Here is a 23,340-nt window from a genome sequence, read left to right as displayed (position 1 = left end):
ATTCGAGGGCGCTGCCACAAAACCGTGACAGTTTCGTGAACCTTGCCGAGCGGTCATGGGCAACCTGCAGTCGACAGCTCGGGTGAACATGAGGGAAACTCAACGCCACCCTGTTTTCCCTCAAAGATTGTTCACGGAGCCGTTGTGCTGGAAATCCGCCACCTGAAAACCCTTCATGCCCTGCGCGAGGCCGACAGCCTGGTGGAGGCCGCCGAACGCCTGCACCTCACGCAGTCGGCGTTGTCGCACCAGTTCAAGGAGCTGGAGGAGCGCCTGGGCCTGCCGTTGTTCGTGCGCAAGACCAAACCGATCCGCTTCACCAGTGCCGGCCTGCGTCTTTTGCAACTGGCCGACGCCACCCTGCCACTGCTGCGCGGCGCCGAACGCGACATCGCGCGCCTGGCGGGCGGCACTGCCGGGCGTCTGCACATGGCCATCGAATGCCACAGCTGCTTCCAGTGGCTGATGCCGACCATCGACCAGTTCCGCGACGCCTGGCCGGAAGTCGAGCTGGACCTGGCCTCGGGCTTCGCCTTCGCCCCGTTGCCGGCGCTGGCCCGGGGCGACCTGGACCTGGTGGTGACCTCCGACCCGGTGGACCTGTCCGGCATCACCTACGTGCCCCTGTTCACCTATGAAGCCATGCTCGCCGTGGCCAACCAGCATCCACTGGCCAGCAAACCCTGCATCGTGCCTCAGGACCTGCTCGACCAGACCCTGATCACCTACCCGGTGGAACGCGACCGCCTGGACATCTTCACCCGCTTCCTGGAGCCGGCCGACATCGAGCCGGCCGCGGTGCGCACCTCGGAGCTGACGGTGATGATGATGCAGCTGGTGGCCAGCGGCCGCGGCGTGTGCGGCATGCCGCACTGGGCACTGCACGAGTACAGCTCGCGGGGCTATGTGAAGGGCAAGCGCCTGGGCGAGAAAGGGCTGTTCGCCACGCTCTACGCGGCGGTGCGCACCGACATGCTCGATGCGCCGTACATGCGCGACTTCCTGCTGACCGCCAAGGACACTTCGTTCGCCACCCTGGACGGCGTCAGCGCGGTACGTTGAGGCCTTCGCGCCATAGCGGCAGGATCAGGTCGCGGGTCAGGGGGGCCAGGTTCAGGTCCGGCGCCTGGTTCGCGGCCAGCCACAGCACTTCCTCGATTTCCGCCGCCGGGGCCACGGCCTCGGCGCTGTCGACGCGGAACAGCTCGGCCTGGACGACGAAACCGGGTTCGTTGGCCGCCGGCGCGCTGAAGCGGCCCAGGTGCACGGCCTGGTCGGGGTCGACCCGCAGCCCCAGTTCTTCATGCAGCTCACGCACCAGCGCCTGGGCCGGCAATTCGCCCGCATCGATCTTGCCGCCCGGCTGCATGAACGCCTGGGTGCCACGCTTGCGCACCAACAGCGTGCGGCCTTGCGGGTCGATCAGCAGGGCGGCGGCGATGCGGATAGTCTTGGGCATGAGGGGCTCCTGGACGAACGAGGGCGCAGAGAATAACGCAGATCACCCGCGAAGGGGCCGCAACAGGCAGACGAACGGCCCCTTGCCAATCCGCCCTCGCCCCGCCATAACCAACCCATGAACCTGCCAGCCCACCCACACCCGGTGCTCGAGCTGTTCCACCCGGCCGTCGCCACCTGGTTTCGCCAACGTTTCACCACGGTCACCGAAGCCCAGGCCGGCGCCTGGCCGTTGATCCACGGTGACCAGTCGATGCTGCTTGCCGCACCTACCGGCTCGGGCAAGACCTTGAGCGCCTTTCTCGCCGTGCTCGACGAACTGTTCCGCCAGGGCCTGGCGAACGGCGGCGAACTGCCGGCGCAAACCCAGGTGGTGTACGTCTCGCCGCTCAAGGCGCTGTCCAACGACATCCACCTGAACCTCGAGGCACCGCTTGAAGGGATCAGCCAGCGCCTCGAACAACTCGGCCTGAAAGTGCCACGCATCACCACCGCCGTGCGCACCGGCGACACCCCGCAGAAAGAACGCGCCGCCATGCGCAAGCGGGCACCGCACATCCTGGTGACCACACCGGAGTCGTTGTACGTGCTCCTTGGCTCTGAATCCGGCCGCCAGGGTCTGGCCAGCGTGCACACGGTGATCGTCGACGAGATCCACGCCCTGGCCGGCAACAAGCGCGGCTGCCACCTGGCACTGAGCCTGGAGCGCCTGCAGGCGCTGGCCGGGCGGCCATTGCGGCGCATCGGCCTGTCCGCCACCCAGCGCCCGGTAGAGCACGTGGCCAGGTTCCTGGTGGGGCACGAACGCCCTTGCGCCATCGTCGATATCGGCCATGTCCGTCATCGCGACCTGGCCCTGGAGGTGCCACCGGTACCGCTGGGCGCAGTGATGGCCACCGATGTCTGGAACCTGGTCTACGACCGCCTCGCCGCCCTGGCCCGCGAGCACCGCACCACCCTGGTGTTCGTCAACACCCGGCGCCTGGCCGAGCGCCTGACCCGCCATCTGGGTGAGCGCCTGGGCAACGACGCCGTGGCCGCGCACCACGGTAGCCTGGCCAAGGAACATCGGCTGGCTGCCGAACAACGGCTCAAGGCCGGTGAGTTGCAGGTGCTGGTGGCCACCGCCTCGCTGGAGCTGGGCATCGATATCGGCGAGGTCGACCTGGTCTGCCAGATCGCCTCGCCCGGGTCGATCGCCGCGCTGCTGCAACGGGTCGGGCGCTCCGGCCACCAGGTCGACGGCGTGCCCAAGGGGCGCCTGTTCCCCACCTCGCGCGACGAGCTGATCGAATGCGTGGCACTGCTCGACTGCGTGCGCCTGGGTGAACTGGACGCGCTGCATGTCCCGCACGCACCGCTGGATGTACTGGCCCAGCAGATCGTCGCCGAAGTCAGCAATCAACCCTGGGCCGAGGCGGCGCTGTTCGACCTGTTGCGCCAGGCCACGCCTTACACCGACCTCGACGCGCGCCATTACCAGGCCCTGCTGCGCATGCTCGCCGAAGGCTACAACGGACGCCAGGGCGTACGTAGCGCCTACCTGCACCGCGACGCGGTGAGCGGCACGCTGCGCGGGCGCCGGGGCAGCCAGCTGACCGCATTGACCAGCGGCGGCACCATCCCGGAGACCGCCGACTACGCGGTGCTGCTGGAACCCCAGGCGCTGAACATCGGCAGCGTCAACGAGGACTTCGCGATAGAGAGCATTGCCGGCGATATCTTCCAGTTGGGCAATGCGTCCTACCGCATCCTGCGGGTCGAACCCGGGCGTGTGCGTGTGGAGGATGCCCATGGCCTGCCGCCGACCATCCCCTTCTGGCTGGGCGAGGCGCCCGGGCGTAGCGATGAACTGTCCGCCGCCGTGGCACGCCTGCAGGCACGGATCGACGCGCATCTGCAACAGGGGGGTACCGACCAGGTGCTCGCCTGGTTGCAAGCCGACTATGTACTGGACGAAGACTGTGCCCGCCAACTGCTCGACTACCTCGGTCGCACCTGGCAGGTGCTGGGTGCCCTGCCCTCGCAGCAGACCCTGGTGATGGAACGCTTCTTCGATGAGTCCGGCGGCACCCAGCTGATCATCCACTCACCCTACGGCAGCCGAATCAACCGCGCCTGGGGCCTGGCCCTGCGCAAGCGCTTCTGCCGCACCTTCAACTTCGAACTGCAGGCGGCGGCCAGCGAAGACGCCATCGTACTGTCGCTGTCCACCAGCCACAGCTTCGCGCTGGATGAGGTATGGCGCTACCTCAACAGCCGCACGGCAGAACCGATCCTGGTCCAGGCCCTGCTCGACGCCCCGCTGTTCGGCGTGCGCTGGCGCTGGAACGCGGCGGTGGCCCTGGCCTTGCCGCGCTACGTGGGCGGACGCAAGGTCGCGCCGCAGATCCAGCGGATGAAGAGCGAGGACTTGGTGGCTGCAGTGTTCCCCGACCAGATCGCCTGCCTGGAGAATATCGTCGGCGAGCGGCAGATCCCCGACCATCCACTGGTCGAACAGACCCTCGACGACTGCCTGCACGAGGCCATGGACAGCGAAGGCTGGCTGGCCCTGCTGCGGCGCATGGAGGCCGGCCAGGTGCGCCTGCTCAGCCGCGACCTGCCGGCCCCCTCGCCGCTGGCCTCGGCGATCCTCAACGCCCGCCCCTACACCTTCCTCGACGATGCCCCGCTGGAAGAGCGGCGCACCCAGGCGGTACTCAACCGGCGCTGGAACGAAGTGAGCAGCCGCGACGATCTCGGCGCGCTGGACGCCGACGCCATCGTCGCCGTGCAGGCCGAAGCCTGGCCGCAACCGGTCAATGCCGATGAAATGCATGAGGCGCTGATGAGCCTGGGGGTGATCAGCCAAACCGAGGAACAGGCCAACCCTGGATGGAACACCTTGCTGGAAGCGCTCTGCAAGAGCGGACGCGCCTGCCGCTTGCAACACCTGTGGCTTGCCCGCGAGCGTCAGAGCCTGGTCATGCCGCTGTATCCCGCCACCCAACCTCAACCCTGCCTGCCACTGCTGCCAGGCTTTGACCAGCACTACACGCCAGACAGCGCATTGGCTGAACTGCTGCGCGCGCGCTTGAGCGGTTTCGGCCCGCTGACCCTGGCACAGATCAGTGCACCACTGGGGCTGGCACCCGGCGACTGCGAGCAAGCCCTCGCTCGCCTGGAAGGCGAAGGCTACGTGTTGCGTGGTCACTTCAGCCCTGGCCAAGGCGAACTGCAATGGTGCGAGCGGCACCTGCTCGCACGTATCCACCGCTACACGGTCAAGCGCCTGCGCCGGGAAATCGAGCTGGTGAGCCTGCAGGACTTCATGCGGTTTCTGTTCGACTGGCAGCACCTGGCGGGTGAAACTCGTCTGCGCGGCCCCCAGGCAGTCGATGAAGTGCTGGGCCAACTGCAGGGCTACCCGTGCGCCGCCGCAACCTGGGAAGCCGAGCTGCTGCCGGCACGGATCAAGGACTACAGCCCACACTGGCTGGACGATGCCTGTCGCAGCGGCCAGTGGGCGTGGAGCCGGCTGGCGACCACGGCCTCGGCCACCACCCTGGGCAGCACGCCGCTGGTGCTGTTGCCGCGCGAGCACCTCGGGCTGTGGCGCAGCCTGGCTCCGACAGCCGATCCCGATCAACTGGGTTCACGGGCGCAACGGGTACTGCAAACCTTGCAAGAACAGGGCGCTCTGTTCTTCGACGAACTGGCCCATGAGGCTCATCTGCTACCCACTGAGCTTGAGGCGGCCCTGCAGGAGCTGGTAGGTGCCGGGCTGGCCAGCGCCGATGGTTTCAGTGGCCTGCGCAGCCTGATCACACCGGCGGCCAAGCGCAGCCCACGCAACAGCCGTCGCGGGCATCCGCCCCTGTCCAGCAGCATGGCCCACGCCGGGCGCTGGGCCTTGTTGCGTCGGAGTGCAGCCTCGGTGGACGAAAGCCAGCGCCTTGAACATGTGGCGCGCAGCCTGCTGCGTCGCTATGGCGTGGTGTGCTGGCGTTTGCTGGAACGTGAAAGCGATGTGCTGCCGCCCTGGCGTGAATTGCTGCGCTGTTATCACCGGCTGGAGGCTCGTGGTGAGATTCGCGGCGGGCGCTTTATCGCCGGGTTGGCCGGCGAGCAGTTCGCGTTGCCGGAGGCTGTGGGGTTGTTGCGACAGGTGCGCAGGCGGGCAGTGGATGGCGCGCTGGTGATGGTCAGTGCCTGCGACCCGTTGAACCTGGTCGGGGGTCTGTTGCCGGGGAGCAAGGTGCCGGCGGTGGGAGGCAATCGCTTGCTCTATCGGGATGGCGTGGCGGTGGCCAGCCGGGTAGCGGGCCAATACCAGTATCTGGTCGAAGCGCCGGCAACCGAGCAAGCACAATGGCATCAACACCTGCTGCGCCAGGCGCCGCCCCTGTAGGAGCGGCTTCAGCCGCGATCACCCGCAAAGCGAGTGCCACACACCGCGCCGCCTGATTCGCGGCTAAAGCCGCTCCTACAGGTTCAGCGCGTGGCCTGGAAGCCGGCAAAGCGCTTGTTGAACCCGGCGACACGCCCTTCCACCGTGGTCTTGCGTTGCTGCCCGGTGTACACAGGGTGCGAGGCACTGGACACATCCAACGCCACATAGGGGTAGGTCTGGCCATCGCTGTGCACCTGGGTGCGATCGGTGTCGACGGTCGAGCCGATCAGGAAGTAGACATCGGCGGCGGTGTCGTGGAACAGCACGGGACGATAGGTAGGATGGATGCCTGCTTTCATGGTGGAGCCTCCTCGGAGTCGAATTGATACTTTATAACATACTATATTGCGAATGATTTTCGATACCCGATTTTTCATATTCGCGCCCCCCTCGAAACTGGCAATGCGTCGCCCAACCGGGCTATGGTCGGGCCTTGCCAGGCCCTGAGCCTGACCGAGCCATCCGCAAGGAACCCGTATGAGCCTGTCACTTCTCAGTCGCTACGCCTTCTTCGCCGCCTGCGTGCTGTTCACCCTCGCCAGCCTGCCATTCCTCGAGCACGACTGGCTGTGGCCCTTCACTTTGGCCACCGGGGTACTCAGCCTGATCGGCGTGTTCGACCTGCTGCAACAGCGCCACGCAGTACGCCGCAACTACCCGATCCTCGGCAATATCCGCTACCTGGTGGAAGGCATCCGCCCGGAAATCCGCCAGTACCTGCTGGAAGCAGACAGCGACGCCCTGCCCTTCTCCCGCGCCCAGCGCTCGCTGGTGTACGCCCGGGCCAAGAACGAAGCCTCGGACAAGCCCTTCGGCACGCTGATCGATGTGTACGAGTCGGGCTTCGAGTTCATCGGCCATTCGATGCGCCCGGCGCCACTGGCCGACCCGGCGAGCTTCCGCGTCACCGTCGGTGGCCCGCAGTGCACCCAGCCGTATTCCGCCTCGATCTTCAATATTTCGGCGATGAGCTTCGGCTCGCTCAGCGCCAACGCCATCCGCGCCCTCAACCAGGGGGCCAAGCTGGGCAACTTCCACCACGACACCGGCGAAGGCAGCATCAGCCCCTACCACCGTGAACACGGCGGCGACCTGGTGTGGGAGCTGGGCAGTGGCTATTTCGGTTGCCGTACCCCCGACGGGCGCTTCGACCCCGAGCGCTTCGCTGCCCAGGCGCAAACCCCGCAAGTGCGCATGATCGAAATCAAGATGAGCCAGGGCGCCAAACCTGGCCATGGCGGCATCCTGCCCAAGCACAAGGTCACGAAGGAGATCGCCGAGACCCGTGGCGTGTTGATGGGCGAAGACTGCATCTCGCCATCACGCCACAGCGCGTTCTCCAACCCCATCGAGATGATGCAGTTCATCGCCCAACTGCGCGAGCTGTCCGGCGGCAAGCCAGTGGGCTTCAAGTTCTGCCTGGGCCACCCGTGGGAGTTCATGGGCATCGCCAAGGCCATGCTGGAGACCGGCATCCTGCCCGACTTCATCGTCGTCGACGGCAAGGAAGGCGGCACGGGCGCCGCGCCGGTGGAGTTCACCGACCATATCGGCGTGCCGCTGCGCGAGGGCCTGCTGTTCGTGCACAACACCCTGGTGGGGCTGAACCTGCGCGACAAGATCAAGCTGGGGGCCAGCGGCAAGATCGTCAGCGCCTTCGACATCGCCAGCGTGCTGGCCATCGGCGCCGACTGGGCCAACTCGGCGCGCGGCTTCATGTTCGCCATCGGCTGCATCCAGTCGCAGAGCTGCCACACCAACAAGTGCCCGACCGGCGTCGCCACCCAGGACGCCCTGCGCCAGCGCGCGCTGGTGGTGCCGGACAAAGCCCAGCGGGTGCTCAACTTCCACCACAACACCTTGCGTGCGCTGGCCGAGATGCTGGCCGCGGCGGGCCTGGAGCATCCCGCGCAGCTGGAGGCCAAGCACCTGGTACGGCGGATCTCGGCGACCGAGATCAAGCTGTTCTCACAGATGCATGTGTTCCTCAAGCCGGGGGAGTTGCTGACCGGCGAGGTGAACGGGCAGTTCTATTCGCGGATGTGGCAGTTGGCGCGGGCGGACAGTTTCGAGCCGCACAGCGAAGCGGCGGCCTGATGGTATTTTGTTTCAACAGATCGCTGTAGGAGCCGGCCTTGCCGGCGAACACCGGCGCAGCCAGGGCCATTCACCGCGGCGCCTGGTTCGCCAGCAAGGCTGGCTCCTACAGAGGGCAAGCTTCCGCGATCATTGCCCCAAAAACGAAGCCCCGGCACTGGCCGGGGCTTCGTTCTTCAGGAGGCGGTACTCGCCACACTTTGCGCCTCTTTCGGCGCCAGGCGGAAGCTGTAGTACAGCGCCGTCAGCAGCACCAGGAACGCCGGGCCGATGTACAGGGCCACGCGGGTATCCTCGAAGTACGCCATCAAGCCCACCACCAGCACCAGGAACGCCAGCGCCAGGTACGAGCTCAGCGGCCACAGCCACATGCGGTACTTCAGCGCGTTGCGCTCGGCAGTGGACAACCCTGCGCGGAACCTCAGCTGCGCCAGCAGGATCATCACCCAGGTCCAGATCGCGCCGAAAGTGGCGATCGAGGTCACCCAGACGAACACCTTCTCCGGCACCAGGTAGTTGGCCAGCACGCCCAGCAGCAGCGCGCCGATCGACAGCAGCAGCGCATTGCGTGGCACACCGCTCTTGGAGGTACGGGCAAAGGCGGCCGGGGCCTGGCCGTTCTGCGCCAGGCTGTAGAGCATGCGCCCGGTGCTGAAGATGCCGCCGTTGCACGACGACAGCGCGGCGGTGATCACCACGAAGTTGATGATACCTGCGGCGGTCTTGATCCCCAGGCGCTCGAAGGTCATCACGAACGGGCTGCCCTGGCTGCCGATCTCGCTCCACGGGTAGATCGACAGGATCACGAACAGCGCGCCCACGTAGAACAGCAGGATGCGCCAGAACACCGAGCCGATGGCCTGGGGGATGGTCTTCTGCGGGTTGCGCGCTTCGCCGGCGGTCAGGCCGATCATCTCCACGCCCAGGTAGGCGAACATCACCATCTGCAGCGACATCAGCACGCCGGTCACGCCGTTGGGCATGAAGCCGCCGTTGCTCCACAGGTTGGAGATGCCCATGGCCACGCCATCGTTACCGAAGCCGAAGGCGATGATGCCGATGCCACCGAGCACCATGGCGATGATGGTGACGATCTTGATCAGGGCGAACCAGAATTCGAACTCGCCGAACGCCTTGACCGCGATCAGGTTGATCGCGCCCATGCTGCCCAGGGCCATCAGCGCCCAGATCCAGCGTGGCACGTCGGGGAACCAGATGCCCATGTAGATGGCCACCGCGGTGATTTCGGCGACACAGGTCACCAGCCACAGGAACCAGTAGTTCCAGCCGGTGAGAAAGCCCGCCAACGGGCCAAGGTAGTCTTGCGCATAGCGGCTGAAGGAGCCGGCGACCGGGTTGTGCACGGCCATCTCGCCGAGGGCGCGCATGATCACCAGGATGGCCAGGCCACCGATGATGTAGGAGAGCATGATGGCAGGGCCGGCCATTTCGATGGCCTTGGCCGAACCGAGGAACAGCCCGACGCCGATACAGGCACCGAGGGCCATCAGGCGGATGTGCCGTTCGCCCAGTTCACGCTTGAGCGGGCCGCCCTGGGCGGTCTCGCCATGGGCAGGATGGTTGCCGACTGGCATAGCAATACAACCTCATTTTGTTATTGGATTTGACCTTCGTGCGGCACCGGCCACGCCGATAGGCGGGGCGTCGTCTTGCCGGGCAGCCTTGTGGGCCGGCCCGCCCACCGTGCGCGTCAGGCGCCGGCAGGGCGAAGGGGTCGAGCAGTATAGGAAGCCATTTGCAGGGCTTTTCACTATATACAGCAGGAAATTTGGCGAGACTCCTCAGGCAAAAAGCCTCGAACGGAGTGGCATCTTCGTCTCGTTCCACCCATTCGCAGGAATGGGGCCGATACCATAGCAACATTGCCGAAGAATGGAAGTCACACCAAAGGCGCATGTCTGCACTGCTTTTTCGAGGCTTCCCACAAATTTTTCACCAACTCCGGCCATTGTCTAAGCTTCAGACAAGCAAGACGAAAATACCTGGCCGGACTCAAGACTATGGGCGCACTGTGGCAATCGGAACCAACCAGAACGGAAGCACCCAAGGCACCCCAGGCTGAAGCCCCTTTGCAAAAATCCCCCCGCCAGCGCCGCCTGTGGTGGCGGCTGATCCTGCTTATCCTGATCGTGGCCATGGTGGCCGTGGGCTTCGCCGCCTGGGACGAGATCCAGACCTCGCGCCTGCAATCGCGCGAGTTCAGCAAGCTGGCCAGCACCCTCACCTACCAGCTCGAGCCCGGCCCCAGCGACGCCATCGTCTACCCCGGCGACGGCCCGTTCGACAAGCGCCTGGGCTACAGCGCGCTGGGCGAGTTCCTGCCGCGGCTGCTCAAGCGCGACTACCTGATCAACCAGCAGGTACGCTTCTCGCCCGCCTTGATGAACTACACCGACCATGGGCTGTTCGTACCCTATGTGGAGAAGATCCAGGCCGGCCTGTCGATCACCGACTGCCGTGGCGACATGCTCTACCAGTACAACTACCCGCAACACCTGTACCCGAACTTCGCCGCGATCCCGCCGGTGATGGTCAACAGCCTGCTGTTCATCGAGAACCGCGAGCTGCTCGACCCGAAGGACCCGCAGAACAACCCGGCGGTGGACTGGCCACGCTTCGCCAAGGCCGCCTACAGCCAGGTGGCCAAGTACCTGGCCCTGCCCGGCCAGTCGGCCGGTGGCAGCACCCTGGCGACGCAACTGGAAAAATACCGCCACTCACCCGACGGGCTGACCGTGTCCGGCGCCGAGAAGATTCGCCAGATGATCTCCGCCAGCGTGCGCGCCTACCAGGGCGGGCCGGACACCACCGAGGCGCGTGAACGCATCGTGCGCGACTACCTCAACAGCGTGCCGCTGTCGGCGGTGCCCGGGCATGGCGAGGTGCACGGCATGGCCGAGGGGCTGCGGGTGTGGTACGGCGCCGATTTCGACCAGGTCAACCAGGCGTTGGTGGCCACCACGACCGACGAGAAGAGCATGGCCGAACGCGGCCTGGCCCTGCGCCAGGTACTGTCGCTGATGATCGCCCAGCGCCGCCCCTCGCATTACCTGTCCAAGGGCCGCATCGAACTGGCCGAGCTCACCGATTCGCACATCCGCGTGCTGGCCGCCAACGGCATCATCGACCGCCCCCTGGCCGACGCGGCACTGGCCAGCAAGGCGATCTACCGCGACTGGGTGGCTCAGCCGACCATCGTGCCAATCATCACCAACAAGGGCATCAGCCTGGCGCGCAACCGCATGGCGGCCATGCTCAACCGCCCGCTGTACGACCTCGACCGCCTTGACCTGTCGGCCACCAGCACGCTGCAGGCCGACCTGAACGTGCAGGTCAGCCAGTACCTGAAGAACCTCGCCGACCCAGCCTTCGCCGCGCAGATGGGGCTGATCGGCGAACGCCTGCTGACCAGCAAGACCACCGACCAGGTGAGCTACAGCTTCACCCTGTTCGAGCGCACCGCCGATGGCTCGCGGGTGCGGGTGCAGACAGACAGCACCAACCAGCCCTTCGACATCAACGAAGGCAGCAAGCTGGAGCTGGGCTCCACCGCCAAGCTGCGGGTGCTCACCACTTACCTGGAGATCATCGCCGAGCTGCACGACAAGTACGCCGGCAAGCCCGCCGCCGAATTGAAGAAAGTGCCGGTGGCCGAACTCGACCGCATCACCCAATGGTCGCTGGAATGGCTGATGCAGAACAGCAAGAACCAGAGCCTGGACGCCATGCTCGACGCGGCGCTGGAGCGCAAATACTCGGCCAACACTGGCGAGGCGTTCTTCACGGGCGGCGGCATGCATGTGTTCAACAACTTCCGCAAGGAAGACAACAACCGCAACCCGACGCTCAAGGATGCCCTGCGCGAATCGATCAACCTGCCCTTCATCCGCCTGATGCGCGACCTGGTGCGCTACGTCACCTACCAGCAGCCGTTCAACCGGGAACCGCTGCTCAGGGATGACAGCGACCCGCGGCGCCAGGAGTACCTGGCCCGCTTCGCCGATCGCGAAGGCACCAACTACATGATGCGGTTCTGGAAGAAGTACCAGCGCAAGACCTCCCAGCAGCGCCTGGACACTTTCCTCGACAGCCTGCGCGTCACTCCGCAGCGCCTCGCCGCCGTGCACCGCTACCTGTTCCCCGAGGCCGGGCAGGAGACCTTCAACGCCTTCGTGCGCGCCCACAGCAAGGGCGACAAGATCGCCATGGCCAAGCTCACCGACAGCCGCCTGGTGGAAATGTACGAGGCCTACGGCCCAGGCAAGTACGACCTGCCCGACCAGGGCTATATCGCCAAGGTCCACCCGCTGGACCTGTGGATGCTCGGCTACCTGCTGAAAAACCCCGGCGCCTCGCTCAAGGACACCCTCAACGCCAGCCGCTTCGAGCGCCAGGAGGTGTACAGCTGGTTGTTCAAGAGCCGCCACCAGGGCGCCCGCGACAGCCGCATCCGCACCATGGTCGAGATCGAGGCATTCACCGACATCCACCAGCGCTGGAAGCGCGTGGGCTACCCGTTCGACCACCTGGTGCCGTCGCTGGCCACCGCCATCGGCAGCTCCGGCGACCGCCCCGCCGCGTTGTCCGAGCTGGTCGGGATCATTCAGAACGACGGCGTGCGCCTGCCGACGCTGCGCATCGACACCCTGCACTTTGCCCAGGGCACTCCGTATGAAACCCAACTGATCAGCGACCCGGACCGTGGCCAGCGGATTCTCCCGGTCGAGGTCGCCCGGGCGCTCAAGGGCGCCATGTCGCAAGTGGTCGACGCCGGTACCGCGCGACGCATCTCCGGCAGCTTCAAGTTGCACGATGGCACGCCACTGGTGATGGGTGGCAAGACCGGCACCGGCGACAACCGCATCGAGAGCTTCGGCGCCGGCGGCCGGCTGATCGGTTCGCGCTCGCTGAACCGCACCGCGACCTTCGTGTTCTACCTGGGCGACAACCACTTCGGCACCCTCACCGCCTTCGTCCCCGGCCGCAGCGCCGAGGCCTTCACCTTTACCTCGGCACTGCCGGTGCAGGTGCTCAAGGGCATGGCGCCGATCCTCATGCCCTACCTGGAGCCCGGTAACCCCAATGCCTGCAAGGCCCCGCAGGTGGCAGCGGCACAACCTTGAGCCATGTCCCTGTAGGAGCCGGCTTGCCGGCGAACCGTTGCATGCCTCGGAATGCGATGGGGCGCGGTTCGCCAGCAACGCTGGCTCCTACAGGGGGGTTGTAGACCCAGCAGCACAGATCGAACAGCTTTTTAGATGATAATCATCCGCATTTTAGGACTTGTCTTTAGATATATCTTGAGTAATATCTTTCGATATATCTAATCAGACAGAGCCCCCAACACCATGCGCGACCACGCCCCCCACGATCCCTTCGAACGCCGCCCCGGCCGGGGCGAGCGCGGCCCGCGGGTCTTCGCCCCCGGCGACCTGAAACTGCTGATGCTGTCGATGCTGGCCGACCAGCCCGGCCACGGCTACGACCTGATCCGCCAGATCGAAAGCCTGTTCGACGGCAGCTACAGCCCCAGCCCCGGGGTGATCTACCCGACCCTCAGCTACCTCGAGGAAGCCGAGCTGGTCACCGGCCAGATCCAGGGCAGCAAGCGCCTCTACGCCATCACCGACGCCGGCCGTACGGCCCTCGCCGAGCAAGCCGTGGCCCTCGACGGCGTGCGCATGCGCATCGAAGTCAGCAAACGCGCCCTGCGCGGCCATGACCGCCCGCCGGAAATCCACGAAGCCGTGGGCAACCTGCGCCACGCCCTGCACATGCACAGCGGCCGCTGGACGCCCGAAGAGATCGAGCGGGTCCGCACCCTGCTCAACGACACCGCCAAGGCCATCGCCTCCGGGCCGGCCGCGACCGTTATGGAGAACACCCCATGAGCGACACCATCCACCGCGTCAACCACGAGATCCGCCAGCGCCACCTGCAGGTGCTGCGGGTCACCGACCTCACCCCGCGCATGCGCCGGATCACCCTCGGTGGGCCGGAGCTGGCGGGCTTCGCCAGCATCGGCAGCGACGACCACATCAAGCTGCTGTTCGCCGCCACGCCTGAAGAGCAGCAGGCCATCGACGCCCGTAGCCTTGGCCGCGACGGCGGCGCCCGGCCGACCATGCGCGAGTACACGCCACGGCGCATCGACCTGGCAGGCAATGAACTGGACATCGATTTCGTCCTGCATGGCGACGGCCCGGCCTCCACCTGGGCGGCCCAGGCGAAGCCCGGACAAACCCTGGACATCGCCGGCCCCCGGGCCTCGATGGTGGTGCCGGACATTTTCGACAGCTACCTGTTGATCGGCGATGAAACGGCGATCCCGGCGATCGCCCGGCGCCTGGAAGCATTGCCGGCGGGCCGACAGGTGCTGGCGGTGATCCAGATCGAGGATGAGCAGGAACGCCAACCGCTGGTGAGCAAGGCGCAGGTCGAGGTGATCTGGGTGCGCCGACACGAGGAAGACCTGCTGGAGCGGGTGCGCCACCTGGCGCTGCCACAGGGCCGGCTGTATGGCTGGGTAGCGCTGGAGAAGGCGCTGACCCGCCAGGCCAAGGCATTGTTGCTGGAAAAAGGTGTGCCGGAAGACGCCCTCAAAGCCGCCGCTTATTGGCGAGCTGATGGCACCGCCGAGGACGAATAAACACCTCGCCCATCTGTGGGAGCCAGCTTGCTGGCGAACCGTTGCAACCGAGGTGTCCGGTTCGCCAGCAAGCTGGCTCCTACAGGTCAGCGGCGCGGCGCCAGCGATCCAGACCCAGCAGCACCAACCCGATCCCCCAGAACCCCGCCAGCACCGCCAAAGCATTGAGCAGCACCTGCCCATACCCCAAGCGCGCCACATCGACGAACGGGTACGGATACACCCCGATCTCATGGCCACGCAGCAAGACGAACCCGAAGTACAACGCCGGGTACAACGCCCACGCCGCCAGGTGCCAAAGCCGCAAACGCCCCTTGGGCACCTCGAACCACCAGTACAGGACAAACAGCACCGGCATCACATCGTGCAGCAGTTCGTCCGCCAGCCACTGCCAGCCCTCGGGCTGCCACAGGTGCCGCAGCAACAGGCTGTAGGCCAGCGCCACCAGCACGATGCTGGCGGCCACGCATGAACTGACCGGCGCCGAAAGGAAAAACCGCCTGGCCGCCGACTCGCGGCCGAACGCGGCATGGCTCAGCACCGCGGCCACCAGGGTGTTGCTGAGCACGGTGAAATAACAGAACAGATTGACCAGCCCGCCCACCAGGCTGGCCTGCTCCTGCCACCGCGCCAGCAGCACCAGGTACAGCTGGATCGTCAGCCCCGTCCAGCCCAGGACGGCCGCCAGCGTCAGCCAGGGGCGGCGCGGCATCAGCCTTTGCGCTGCAGCTTCACATACAGCTGCTCGACCTTCTCCCGCGCCCAGGGTGTCTTGCGCAGGAAAGTCAGGCTCGACTTGATGGTCGGGTCGCTCTTGAAGCAGCGGATGTCGATGCGCTCGGCCAGGCCCTGCCATTGGTAGTGCGCCACCAGCTCGGTGAGGATCTGCTCCAGGGTCTTGCCGTGCAGCGCGTTGTGTTGGGCCGTGCTCATGCCAATGCTCCAGGTTCGGGAAGGTGCGCACATTACACAAGTGTAGGAGCGGATTCATCCGCGATGCGCCGCGCGAGCGGCGCTCGATCATGCAGCCTGCTCAGTACATCGGTGGACGCATCGCGGATAAATCCGCTCCTACAGGTGAAAATGACTGGCGAGCACAGAAAGCATTATGCTGAAATAGATACGTTATAAAGTAACAATAACGTTATCTGCCAAGGAACGTCACTCCCCATGCTGTGCTCCCCTCTGCGCCTCTCCCCCCTCGCCGCCGCGCTGTGGCTGGCCTCCACGTCCAGCCAGGCGGTCGAACTGCAACCCCAGGTCATCACCGCCAACCCGTTGGGCAATGCTCAACTGGCCGCCCCGAGCACCGTCCTCGAAGGCGACAGCCTGCTGCAACAGCAGCACGGCAGCCTCGGCGAGACCCTCAACAAGCAACCCGGCGTCGCCTCCACCTGGTTCGGCCCCGGCGCCAGCCGCCCGGTGATCCGCGGCCTGGATGGCGACCGCATCCGCATCCTGCGCAATGGCGTCGGCGCGCTCGATGCCTCGTCGCTCTCCTACGACCACGCCGTGCCCCTGGACCCGGTCAACGTCGAGCGGGTCGAGATCGTCCGCGGCCCGGCCGCCCTGCTTTACGGCGGCAATGCCATCGGCGGTGTGGTGAATACCTTCGACAACCGCATCCCCGATTCGCCCATCGACGGTATCCATGGCGCCGGCGAACTGCGCTATGGCGGCGCCGACACCACCCGCAGCAGCGCCGGCAAGCTGGAGGCCGGCAATGGCGCATTCGCCTTGCACCTGGATGCCAACAGCCGCCAGTTCAACGACCTGCGCATCCCCGGCTATGCCCGCAGTTCGAAAGTGCGCGACGCCGACGAACCCGGCAGCAAGCATCGCCTGGAGAACAGCGACGGGCGCCAGGACGGCGGCGCGATCGGCGGTTCCTACCATTGGGAGCATGGCTACACCGGCCTGTCCTACAGCCGCTATGACAGCAACTACGGTTCGGTGGCCGAGCCCGGCGTGCGCCTGGACATGCAGCAGGACCACTACGGTTTTGCCTCTGAACTGCGCGACCTCGAAGGCCCCTTCAGCTCGGTCAAGGTCGATGCCGGCTACACCGATTACCAGCATCGCGAGATCGAAAGCGGCGAAGTACACACCACCTTCAAGAACAAAGGCTATGAGGCACGCATCGAGGCCCGCCACCAGCCGCTTGGTCCGGTCGAAGGCGTGATCGGCGCCCAGGTCAGCCGCAACGAATTCTCCGCCCTGGGCGAGGAAGCGTTCGTCCCGCACACCGACACCGACAGCCTGGCGCTGTTCCTGCTCGAGCAATGGCAGGCCACCGAGCGCCTGAACCTGAGCCTGGGCGCACGCCTTGAACACACCCGCGTCGACCCGGACGCCAAGGGCAACGAAACCTTCGCCGGTGCCGACAGCGCCAGCAGCTTCAACGCCTTCAGCCTCTCCTCCGGCGCGGTGTACCAACTCGATTCGGTGTGGGCACTGGCGGCCAACCTGGGCTACACCGAACGCGCACCGACCTTCTACGAGCTGTACGCCAACGGCGCCCACGTGGCCACCGGCGCCTACGAAGTGGGCGACCCGAACCTGAACAAGGAGAAGGCGATCTCCGCCGACTTGGCCCTGCGCTTCGACAATGGCACCCACAAGGGCAGCGTCGGTGTGTTCTACAGCCACTTCCGCAACTACATCGGCTTGATCGGCACCGGCAACCTGCGTGGCGGCCATGACCACGACCATGGCGATGAGGACCATGATCACGACCATGATCATGGCCACGACCACGGCGAGTTCCCCGAGTACGCCTACCAGGGCGTGCGTGCGCGCTTCTACGGCATCGAGGCCCAGGACCGCTGGCAACTGCTGGAGAACCGCTATGGCAGCTTCGCCCTGGAACTGTCCGGCGACTACACCCGGGCCAAGAACCTCGACAGCGGCGAGCCGCTGCCACGCATCGCGCCGCTGCGCCTGAACAGCGGGCTGGTGTGGGAGCGGGATCGCTGGCAGGCGCGAGTCGAAGTGCAGCATGCCTCGGCGCAGCATCGCAAACCGGCCAACGAGACCAGCACCGACGGCTATACCACCCTGGGCGCCAGCGTCGGCTACCGCTTCGATGTCGGCCAGAGCCAGTGGCTGGCGTTCGTGCGCGGCGAGAACCTGACGGACCAGACGGTGCGCTATGCCAGCTCGATCTTGCGGGACATCGCGCCAGCACCGGGCCGCAGTGTCGAGGTGGGGTTGCGCACGACATTCTGAGCGAACGGCACGCCCCCCGTAGGAGCCGGCTTGCCGGCGAACCCAGGCAACGCGCTGCATGGCACCGGCTCTGCCGGTGTTCGCCGGCAAGCCGGCTCCTACGGGGCCTAGCACGCAATCGCAGGGGACTCACCTGGCATTTCTGCCAGTTTTGCAAAGCCGGGTCGCCCCATAGAATCCAGGCAACGTCGTCTTCTGGATGCCATTGCCTTGGAGGTGCCCTGTGCCTGAACAGCCTGCTTCGGTTCCAGAGGAAAGCCGTGCGCCCTTCTATACGCCGCCGACCCTCCCTAAAGGTGGCGGCACGGTCTCGGTGGGCGGCGGCATGCTATCTGCCGGTGGCCCCGACGGCAGCGCCGGCTGGCAACTGCCGCTACCGTCCCCTGCTGGGCGAAGCCTGTCGGCCGCGTTGACCCTGCAATACTCCTCAGGTGGTGGCAACAGCGCGTTCGGCGCGGGCTGGGAATGTCCGTTGCCGGCGGTGTTCGTGATGACCCGGTTTGGTTTCCCCAAGTACGACGGCAATGACCGCATGGTAGGACCATCGGGTGAGGAAATACTGAAAAACGGTGAACCTGGCGACAAAGAGCTGCTGGAGCGCGCGGGCATCAAGGGAGACTACACCGGCACCGCGTGGCGCGCGCGGACCTTCAGCATCGCGGAACGCCTGGAGCATTGGAAACCCGAGGACGATTCGGACCACCCTGGCTTCTGGCTGCACGCTTTGCCGGACAACAGCCTGTCGCTCTATGGCTGGTCACCATCGGCCCGACTGCAAGAGACCGAAGCCCCAGGCAACCCTACCCCGAAACGGGTCGCTGGCTGGTATATCGAAGAGACCCTGTCCTCCAACTGCGACGACCATCTTGTGTACCGCTACCGCAATGAGGATGAAGAAGGCTGCAGCCCTGAGGAAATACAATCCCATCCGAGGGTTGCCAATGTCTATCCGGATACGGTCTACGCCAGATATTTCAACAAAGTCTCGAATTCAATGCTGATCCCCACGGATGCCTTCAAGGAGGACGACTTCCTGGAGTTCGCCCAGTTCTATTACGGTGAATTCGAAACCGGCCCGGACAACCCCCCTCCCCCTCCCCGGACTGAGGACCAGAAGATCGAATGGCCGGTTCGTGAGGATGCCCATTCATTCTGGCGTTATGGTTTTAACGTGCGTCTGCGTCGCCGCTGCCAAGATGTGTTGCTCTGGCGTCGCACGAAGATCTTCAATGGCGATACCGACCCTACACCTGAATGGGTCAGCCACCTTCACCTGAGCCATGACAGCAGCCCGCTGACCAGCCTCCTCAAGTCCGCTGAACAGCTCACCCACGATCCACGTTATCGCATGCCGCCCCTCGAGTTCTGGATGACCCGTCCCGGCCGAAAAATCAAGGGTCGCCAGGCAAACGAGGTGAAGGCCATCGACTGGGATTCCCTGCCCGCCCTGAACGGCTTCTGGCGTGACCGCTGGCAGGTGGCCGACCTCTATGGCGAGGGCATACCTGGCATCTTGTACCTCGACGACGGGGCCTGGTACTACCGCGCGCCACAACGTATGGACAACTCCGCGGGTAAAGACCTTGTCACCTGGAGCGAGGCCGAGCAGCTGGGGTTTCCCATGGGCGTCGCCAACGGCTCCTTGATCAGCCTGAATAGCGATGGCCAGCTGGAATGGCTGGTCATCGCGGATGCCCTGCGAGGGAGTTTCACACTAGCACCGGACGGCACTTGGGGAGCGTGGGTACCGCTGGCAGGAATACCGTCGGAGTATGGTCATTCACATGTGCAAATGGCGGACCTCACTGGCAACAGCCAGGACGACGTCATCTTGCTGAGGCCCTTGGGCCCAAGGGCAGTGCGCCTGTACCCGGCAAACGGTAAGAAAGGTTGGCTGATCTCCGTAGACGGGGATTATCAAGGCAGTGAACCGTTGCCATCGCTGGACAACTCCGAGCGTGGGTTGGTCGCCTTCGCCGACCCGGCAGGCAGTGGCCAACAGCACTTGGTGAGAATCACCGGCAACAGCGTGACCCTGTGGCCGTCGTTAGGTCATGGCAGATTCGACAATGCGCTGAAAATCGAAGGTTTAAATATCGAGAACTTCAACGCCTCGCAGGTATTCCTGGCCGACACCGATGGTTCCGGCACCACGGACATCCTCTACATGCAGTCAAACGGCATCCAGGTATTCGTCAGCCAGTGTGGCAACCGCTACGAAAAAGGCGTGTTCATTCCCGCCCCGGAAGGCGTGATACTGGATAAAGAATGTCGGCTGCAGGTTGCCGACATCCGCGGGCAGGGCACCGCCGACCTGTTGTTGACCCAAAATCACCTTGGCAAAGACAGCCAACCGCGAAGCTGGTTGTACCGTTTCAACGACCATCGCCCCTGGTTGCTGGCCAAGGTGTCCGACAATGCCGGCACCCGCACCCATCTGCAATACCGCAGCTCTGCACAGGCCTGGCTCGACCATAAGGCCGACGTGCTCGCCCGCACCGGAAGGGCGCCCGTGAGCTATCTGCCCTTCCCCGTGCACACGGTCAGCCGGGTGACGACGATCAACGAGATCACCGGGCTCAGCCTGGGTAGCGAAACGACGTACCTCGGAGGCGTTTGGGACGGCCATGAGCGCGAATTCGCCGGCTTCTCAAGGCTGATCCAGCGCGACACCAACGAACAAGCCGAACTGACGGCGGCAGACCTGTCACCACCAAGCCGCACCTGTACCTGGTTCCATACCGGGATCGAGGCACGCGATCTTGTCGCAGAGGGTGCCTTTATCGACATGGACGCACACTTTCCCCAAGCGCCAGTTCGCTTCACCCACTGGACCGGTGGCAAAGAGCAACCCTTGGAGCCAACGCCTTCAGTGCGCCCTTGGTTGTATCGCGCCGTACGTGGCCAGGTGCGACGCATCGAAATTTATGGTGAAGACGGCAGTGAGCGAGCGGACAAACCCTACAGTGTTGTCTCCAGTCGCCTTCAGGTGCGCATGCATGACACCGTCGATGCCGAGCGCCCGGCGGCCTTGGCAAGCCCCGTGGAGGTACTGACCTTCGCCTGCGAACGCATCACCGAAGACCCCGTGGTGAATCAAGCCATCATCCTCGAACAGGACGAGTATGGGAATGTTCTGGAAAGCGCCGCCATCAACTACCCTCGGCTGCTGTCTCCTGCCGCGCTGAAGGAGGAAGATGCGGCGCGGCGCATCTACCCGGCGGCATTGCCCGAAGGTTTGATCACCGCCAGCAGCGATGACCAGCAGTACGACTGCTGGATAAACCTTACCCGTGCAACCTTGCACAACCTGACGAAAAACGGTGACTGGGCGATCGGGCTTCCAGGCTCGACCCGCTCGGATGCCGTGCTCATCCCCAGTTCCGACATCCCTGAAGGCGGATACTCGATAGAGAAATGGCCGGACTTGCCATCGAAATACGCCGACAAATTCACACTGACCGGCTACCAGAAAGTCCTCTGGCGCACAGCCGACGGCAGCGGTATCTCCGGCACCCCATCGATTCCGGCGCTGGTGGCCTATACCCGCACGGCGATGCTGGACGAGGCGTCCATCGAGGCCCTGCAACCCACGTTCGACCTCACCCTGCAGCAACTGGTTACGGACGCACTGGTTACCCCCAAAGCTGACCCTGCCGTTCTGACTCGCGTGCACAAACGACTGCCTGCACCCGATGCAGACGTACTCTATGCGGTACTGATGACCTACCTGAAGCACAGCACACCGTTGGACACAGCGGCCTGCCAGGTGCTGCGCAATGCCTTTAAGCAAATCATCTCCGTTGAAGAGCTGAGCCTGCTGCTGATGACAGCCGACCCCGCCGAACTGCCAGAAGGCCTGCAGGACGCACTGTACAAGCAAAACCGCGTACCGGATGCAGCACTGGCGGATGTGATGCTCTGGTTCGCCGGCCTGGCAGGCACGGGTAGCGATGACATGAACACGCTCTATCTCGCGCTGGCCAAGTCGATCCCCGAACCTGTTTTCTGGCGTTCCGTCTTGGCAGGTTGCCAGGCGGTGGACCAGGCCCCCACCTTGCCGTCCTACGCTCGGACCTGGCTCAAGCATGTCCAAGCGCTGCTTGGCAATCGAGTGCAGGCGGAGTCACTGGAAGACGTGTTGAAGCGCGGGGGCTACATCGCAATGAGCCGACCAGCGGATGCACCGGAGCTGGATGATCCTCATGACCCAGCAGGCCTAGGCGCCCCTGGCATCCCGTTCGAACCCGTAAACAAAGGCACCTATGCCGGGCACCACGGCATCACCCTCTATCACGACGAAACGCATTTCTGGTTGCCGAGGACCGTCCAGGAAAGCACGGTCACCGGCCCTGTTCAGCTGGCGTACACCGCGCATGACATTGCCGTGAACAAGGTGACCGATGCGGCTGGCTTGAGCAGCGAAGTGAAGGCCTATGACTGGCGGTTCCTGACCCCCATCGAAATGCTCGATGCCAATGACAACACCAGCAGAGTCGAGCTGGATACGATGGGGCGAGTCCTGCATACACGTTTTTATGGAACCGAGACCGCAGCCGGCGGGACTGTGCCGAAAAATGTCGGCTACGACCCTGATCTAGCATTCACGCCACCGCTCACCGTCGAAGAGGCCGTGGCACTGAACGGTACCAAGAACGTGCCCGTGGCGCAGGCATTCACCATCGTCGCCGACACCTGGATGCCGCTGGCGCTTCGGGCGGACGGTTCCAGCTCCGATCAGCGCTGCAGCGAACGGGAATGGGAGCGTGACGCCGAGCGCCTGCAACGCGATGGCATTGTGGCGCAACCAACGATGGATGGCCGTGCGCCACCCCACGTCATTCAGATCCAGACCGACCGCTATGACAGCGATCCGGAGCAACAAGTACGCGTACAGGTGATGTTGAACGGCGGCGGCCAAGTGCTGCAGACCGCTGTCCGCCATCCGCCAGGAGACGCCTTTGTCTTCGATACCGAAACCGGTGGGCTCAAGACCGACGCCGATGGCAACGCAGTGACCAAGCACGCGGATGTCCGCTGGGCAGTAACCGGCAAGACGGAATTCGACAACAAGGGCCAACCTGTACGGGTCTGGCTCCCCTTCTATCTCAATGACTGGCACTGGGTGAGCAACGACAGCGCCCGCAAGAAGAACGAAGGCATCTATGCCGATACCCACGTTTACGACGCACTGGGCCGGGAATGCAAAGTCGTGCGAGCGGCCGGCGAAGAGGTTGACGGTGAATGGGCGAATTACGAGCAACGCGTGCAGGCCTACCCCTGGTTCACGGTCGCGGAGGATGAGAACGACACCTGGAAAGATGTGATCGAGCGAGCAAAGCGCAAGCGCGGCCAGTGACAGCTGGAGCGGCAAGGGCTGGCCTGAGATGGCAGCCCTTGCCCGGCACGCCATTGACTGTTACCGCAGAAGCAACAATCCCCTGCGACATTT

The 23,340-nt window shown here is 64.8% G+C and carries 13 protein-coding genes; 8 read left to right on the top strand and 5 right to left on the bottom strand.

The genetic code is table 11. The features are described from left to right. The first annotated feature begins 144 nt into the window (after nt 1-144). Complete coding sequence (gene metR / locus NGM28_RS21115; RefSeq protein ID WP_240064695.1) at nt 145-1,062, top strand: transcriptional regulator MetR; 918 nt, start codon at nt 145-147, stop codon at nt 1,060-1,062. Here the strand turns inward: metR and NGM28_RS21110 are convergent. Then, nucleotides 1,046-1,459: an NUDIX hydrolase gene (locus NGM28_RS21110; protein ID WP_240064694.1), complete on the bottom strand. Its 414-nt coding sequence runs from the start codon at nt 1,457-1,459 to the stop codon at nt 1,046-1,048. The genes metR and NGM28_RS21110 overlap by 17 nt on opposite strands. Before the next feature lie 117 nt (nt 1,460-1,576). Between NGM28_RS21110 and NGM28_RS21105 the strand changes: the two genes are divergently transcribed. Continuing rightward, nucleotides 1,577-5,851, top strand: coding sequence for a DEAD/DEAH box helicase (locus NGM28_RS21105; RefSeq protein WP_252091303.1), 4,275 nt, complete (start codon nt 1,577-1,579; stop codon nt 5,849-5,851). A gap of 83 nt (nt 5,852-5,934) precedes the next feature. On the opposite strand, the gene NGM28_RS21100 is transcribed toward NGM28_RS21105, so the two are convergent. Further along, nucleotides 5,935-6,192: a type B 50S ribosomal protein L31 gene (locus tag NGM28_RS21100; protein WP_240064692.1), complete on the bottom strand. Its 258-nt coding sequence runs from the start codon at nt 6,190-6,192 to the stop codon at nt 5,935-5,937. A 178-nt stretch (nt 6,193-6,370) separates the two neighbouring features. Between NGM28_RS21100 and NGM28_RS21095 the strand changes: the two genes are divergently transcribed. Next, on the top strand, nt 6,371-7,990 hold the full coding sequence (locus NGM28_RS21095) for an FMN-binding glutamate synthase family protein (RefSeq protein WP_252091302.1): 1,620 nt from the start codon (nt 6,371-6,373) through the stop codon (nt 7,988-7,990). Between the two features lie 176 nt (nt 7,991-8,166). Here NGM28_RS21095 and NGM28_RS21090 read toward each other — a convergent pair whose 3' ends face one another. Further along, entirely contained in the window at nt 8,167-9,585 is a 1,419-nt protein-coding gene (locus NGM28_RS21090) for an amino acid permease (RefSeq protein ID WP_240064690.1), read from the bottom strand. 426 nt (nt 9,586-10,011) lie between these two features. Here NGM28_RS21090 and NGM28_RS21085 point away from each other — a divergent pair, with 426 nt between their 5' ends. The 3 genes from NGM28_RS21085 to NGM28_RS21075 all read left to right on the top strand — a co-directional run bounded on the left by NGM28_RS21085 (nt 10,012) and on the right by NGM28_RS21075 (nt 14,660). Beyond that, nucleotides 10,012-13,134: a transglycosylase domain-containing protein gene (locus NGM28_RS21085; RefSeq protein WP_252091301.1), complete on the top strand. Its 3,123-nt coding sequence runs from the start codon at nt 10,012-10,014 to the stop codon at nt 13,132-13,134. Nucleotides 13,135-13,359: 225 nt separating this feature from the next. Next, nucleotides 13,360-13,902, top strand: coding sequence for a PadR family transcriptional regulator (locus tag NGM28_RS21080; protein WP_240064688.1), 543 nt, complete (start codon nt 13,360-13,362; stop codon nt 13,900-13,902). Continuing rightward, a complete protein-coding gene (locus NGM28_RS21075) occupies nt 13,899-14,660 on the top strand; it encodes a siderophore-interacting protein (protein ID WP_252091300.1) in 762 nt (253 codons plus the stop codon). The genes NGM28_RS21080 and NGM28_RS21075 overlap by 4 nt, the downstream gene beginning before the upstream one ends. Before the next feature lie 79 nt (nt 14,661-14,739). On the opposite strand, the gene NGM28_RS21070 is transcribed toward NGM28_RS21075, so the two are convergent. Together NGM28_RS21070 and NGM28_RS21065 are read right to left on the bottom strand one after the other, a co-directional pair. Then, a complete protein-coding gene (locus NGM28_RS21070; RefSeq protein WP_240064686.1) occupies nt 14,740-15,372 on the bottom strand; it encodes a Pr6Pr family membrane protein in 633 nt (210 codons plus the stop codon). After that, nucleotides 15,372-15,593, bottom strand: a complete 222-nt coding sequence (locus tag NGM28_RS21065; RefSeq protein ID WP_011532490.1) for a VF530 family protein — start codon at nt 15,591-15,593, stop codon at nt 15,372-15,374. The genes NGM28_RS21070 and NGM28_RS21065 overlap by 1 nt, the downstream gene beginning before the upstream one ends. 237 nt (nt 15,594-15,830) lie before the next feature. On the opposite strand from NGM28_RS21065, the gene NGM28_RS21060 reads away from it, so the two are divergent. Together NGM28_RS21060 and NGM28_RS21055 are read left to right on the top strand one after the other, a co-directional pair. Continuing rightward, nucleotides 15,831-17,888 carry a TonB-dependent receptor gene (locus tag NGM28_RS21060; protein ID WP_252091299.1) on the top strand — a complete coding sequence of 686 codons (2,058 nt, stop codon included), beginning with the start codon at nt 15,831-15,833 and terminating at the stop codon, nt 17,886-17,888. Nucleotides 17,889-18,111: 223 nt separating this feature from the next. Further along, nucleotides 18,112-23,247, top strand: a complete 5,136-nt coding sequence (locus NGM28_RS21055) for a SpvB/TcaC N-terminal domain-containing protein (protein WP_252091298.1) — start codon at nt 18,112-18,114, stop codon at nt 23,245-23,247. Nucleotides 23,248-23,340 lie beyond the last annotated feature (93 nt).

It is taken from the genome of Pseudomonas sp. MWU13-3659, from assembly GCF_023757525.1.
In the GTDB taxonomy this organism is placed as follows: domain Bacteria; phylum Pseudomonadota; class Gammaproteobacteria; order Pseudomonadales; family Pseudomonadaceae; genus Aquipseudomonas; species Aquipseudomonas entomophila_E.
This window is presented reverse-complemented; position numbering and strand designations above follow the sequence as displayed.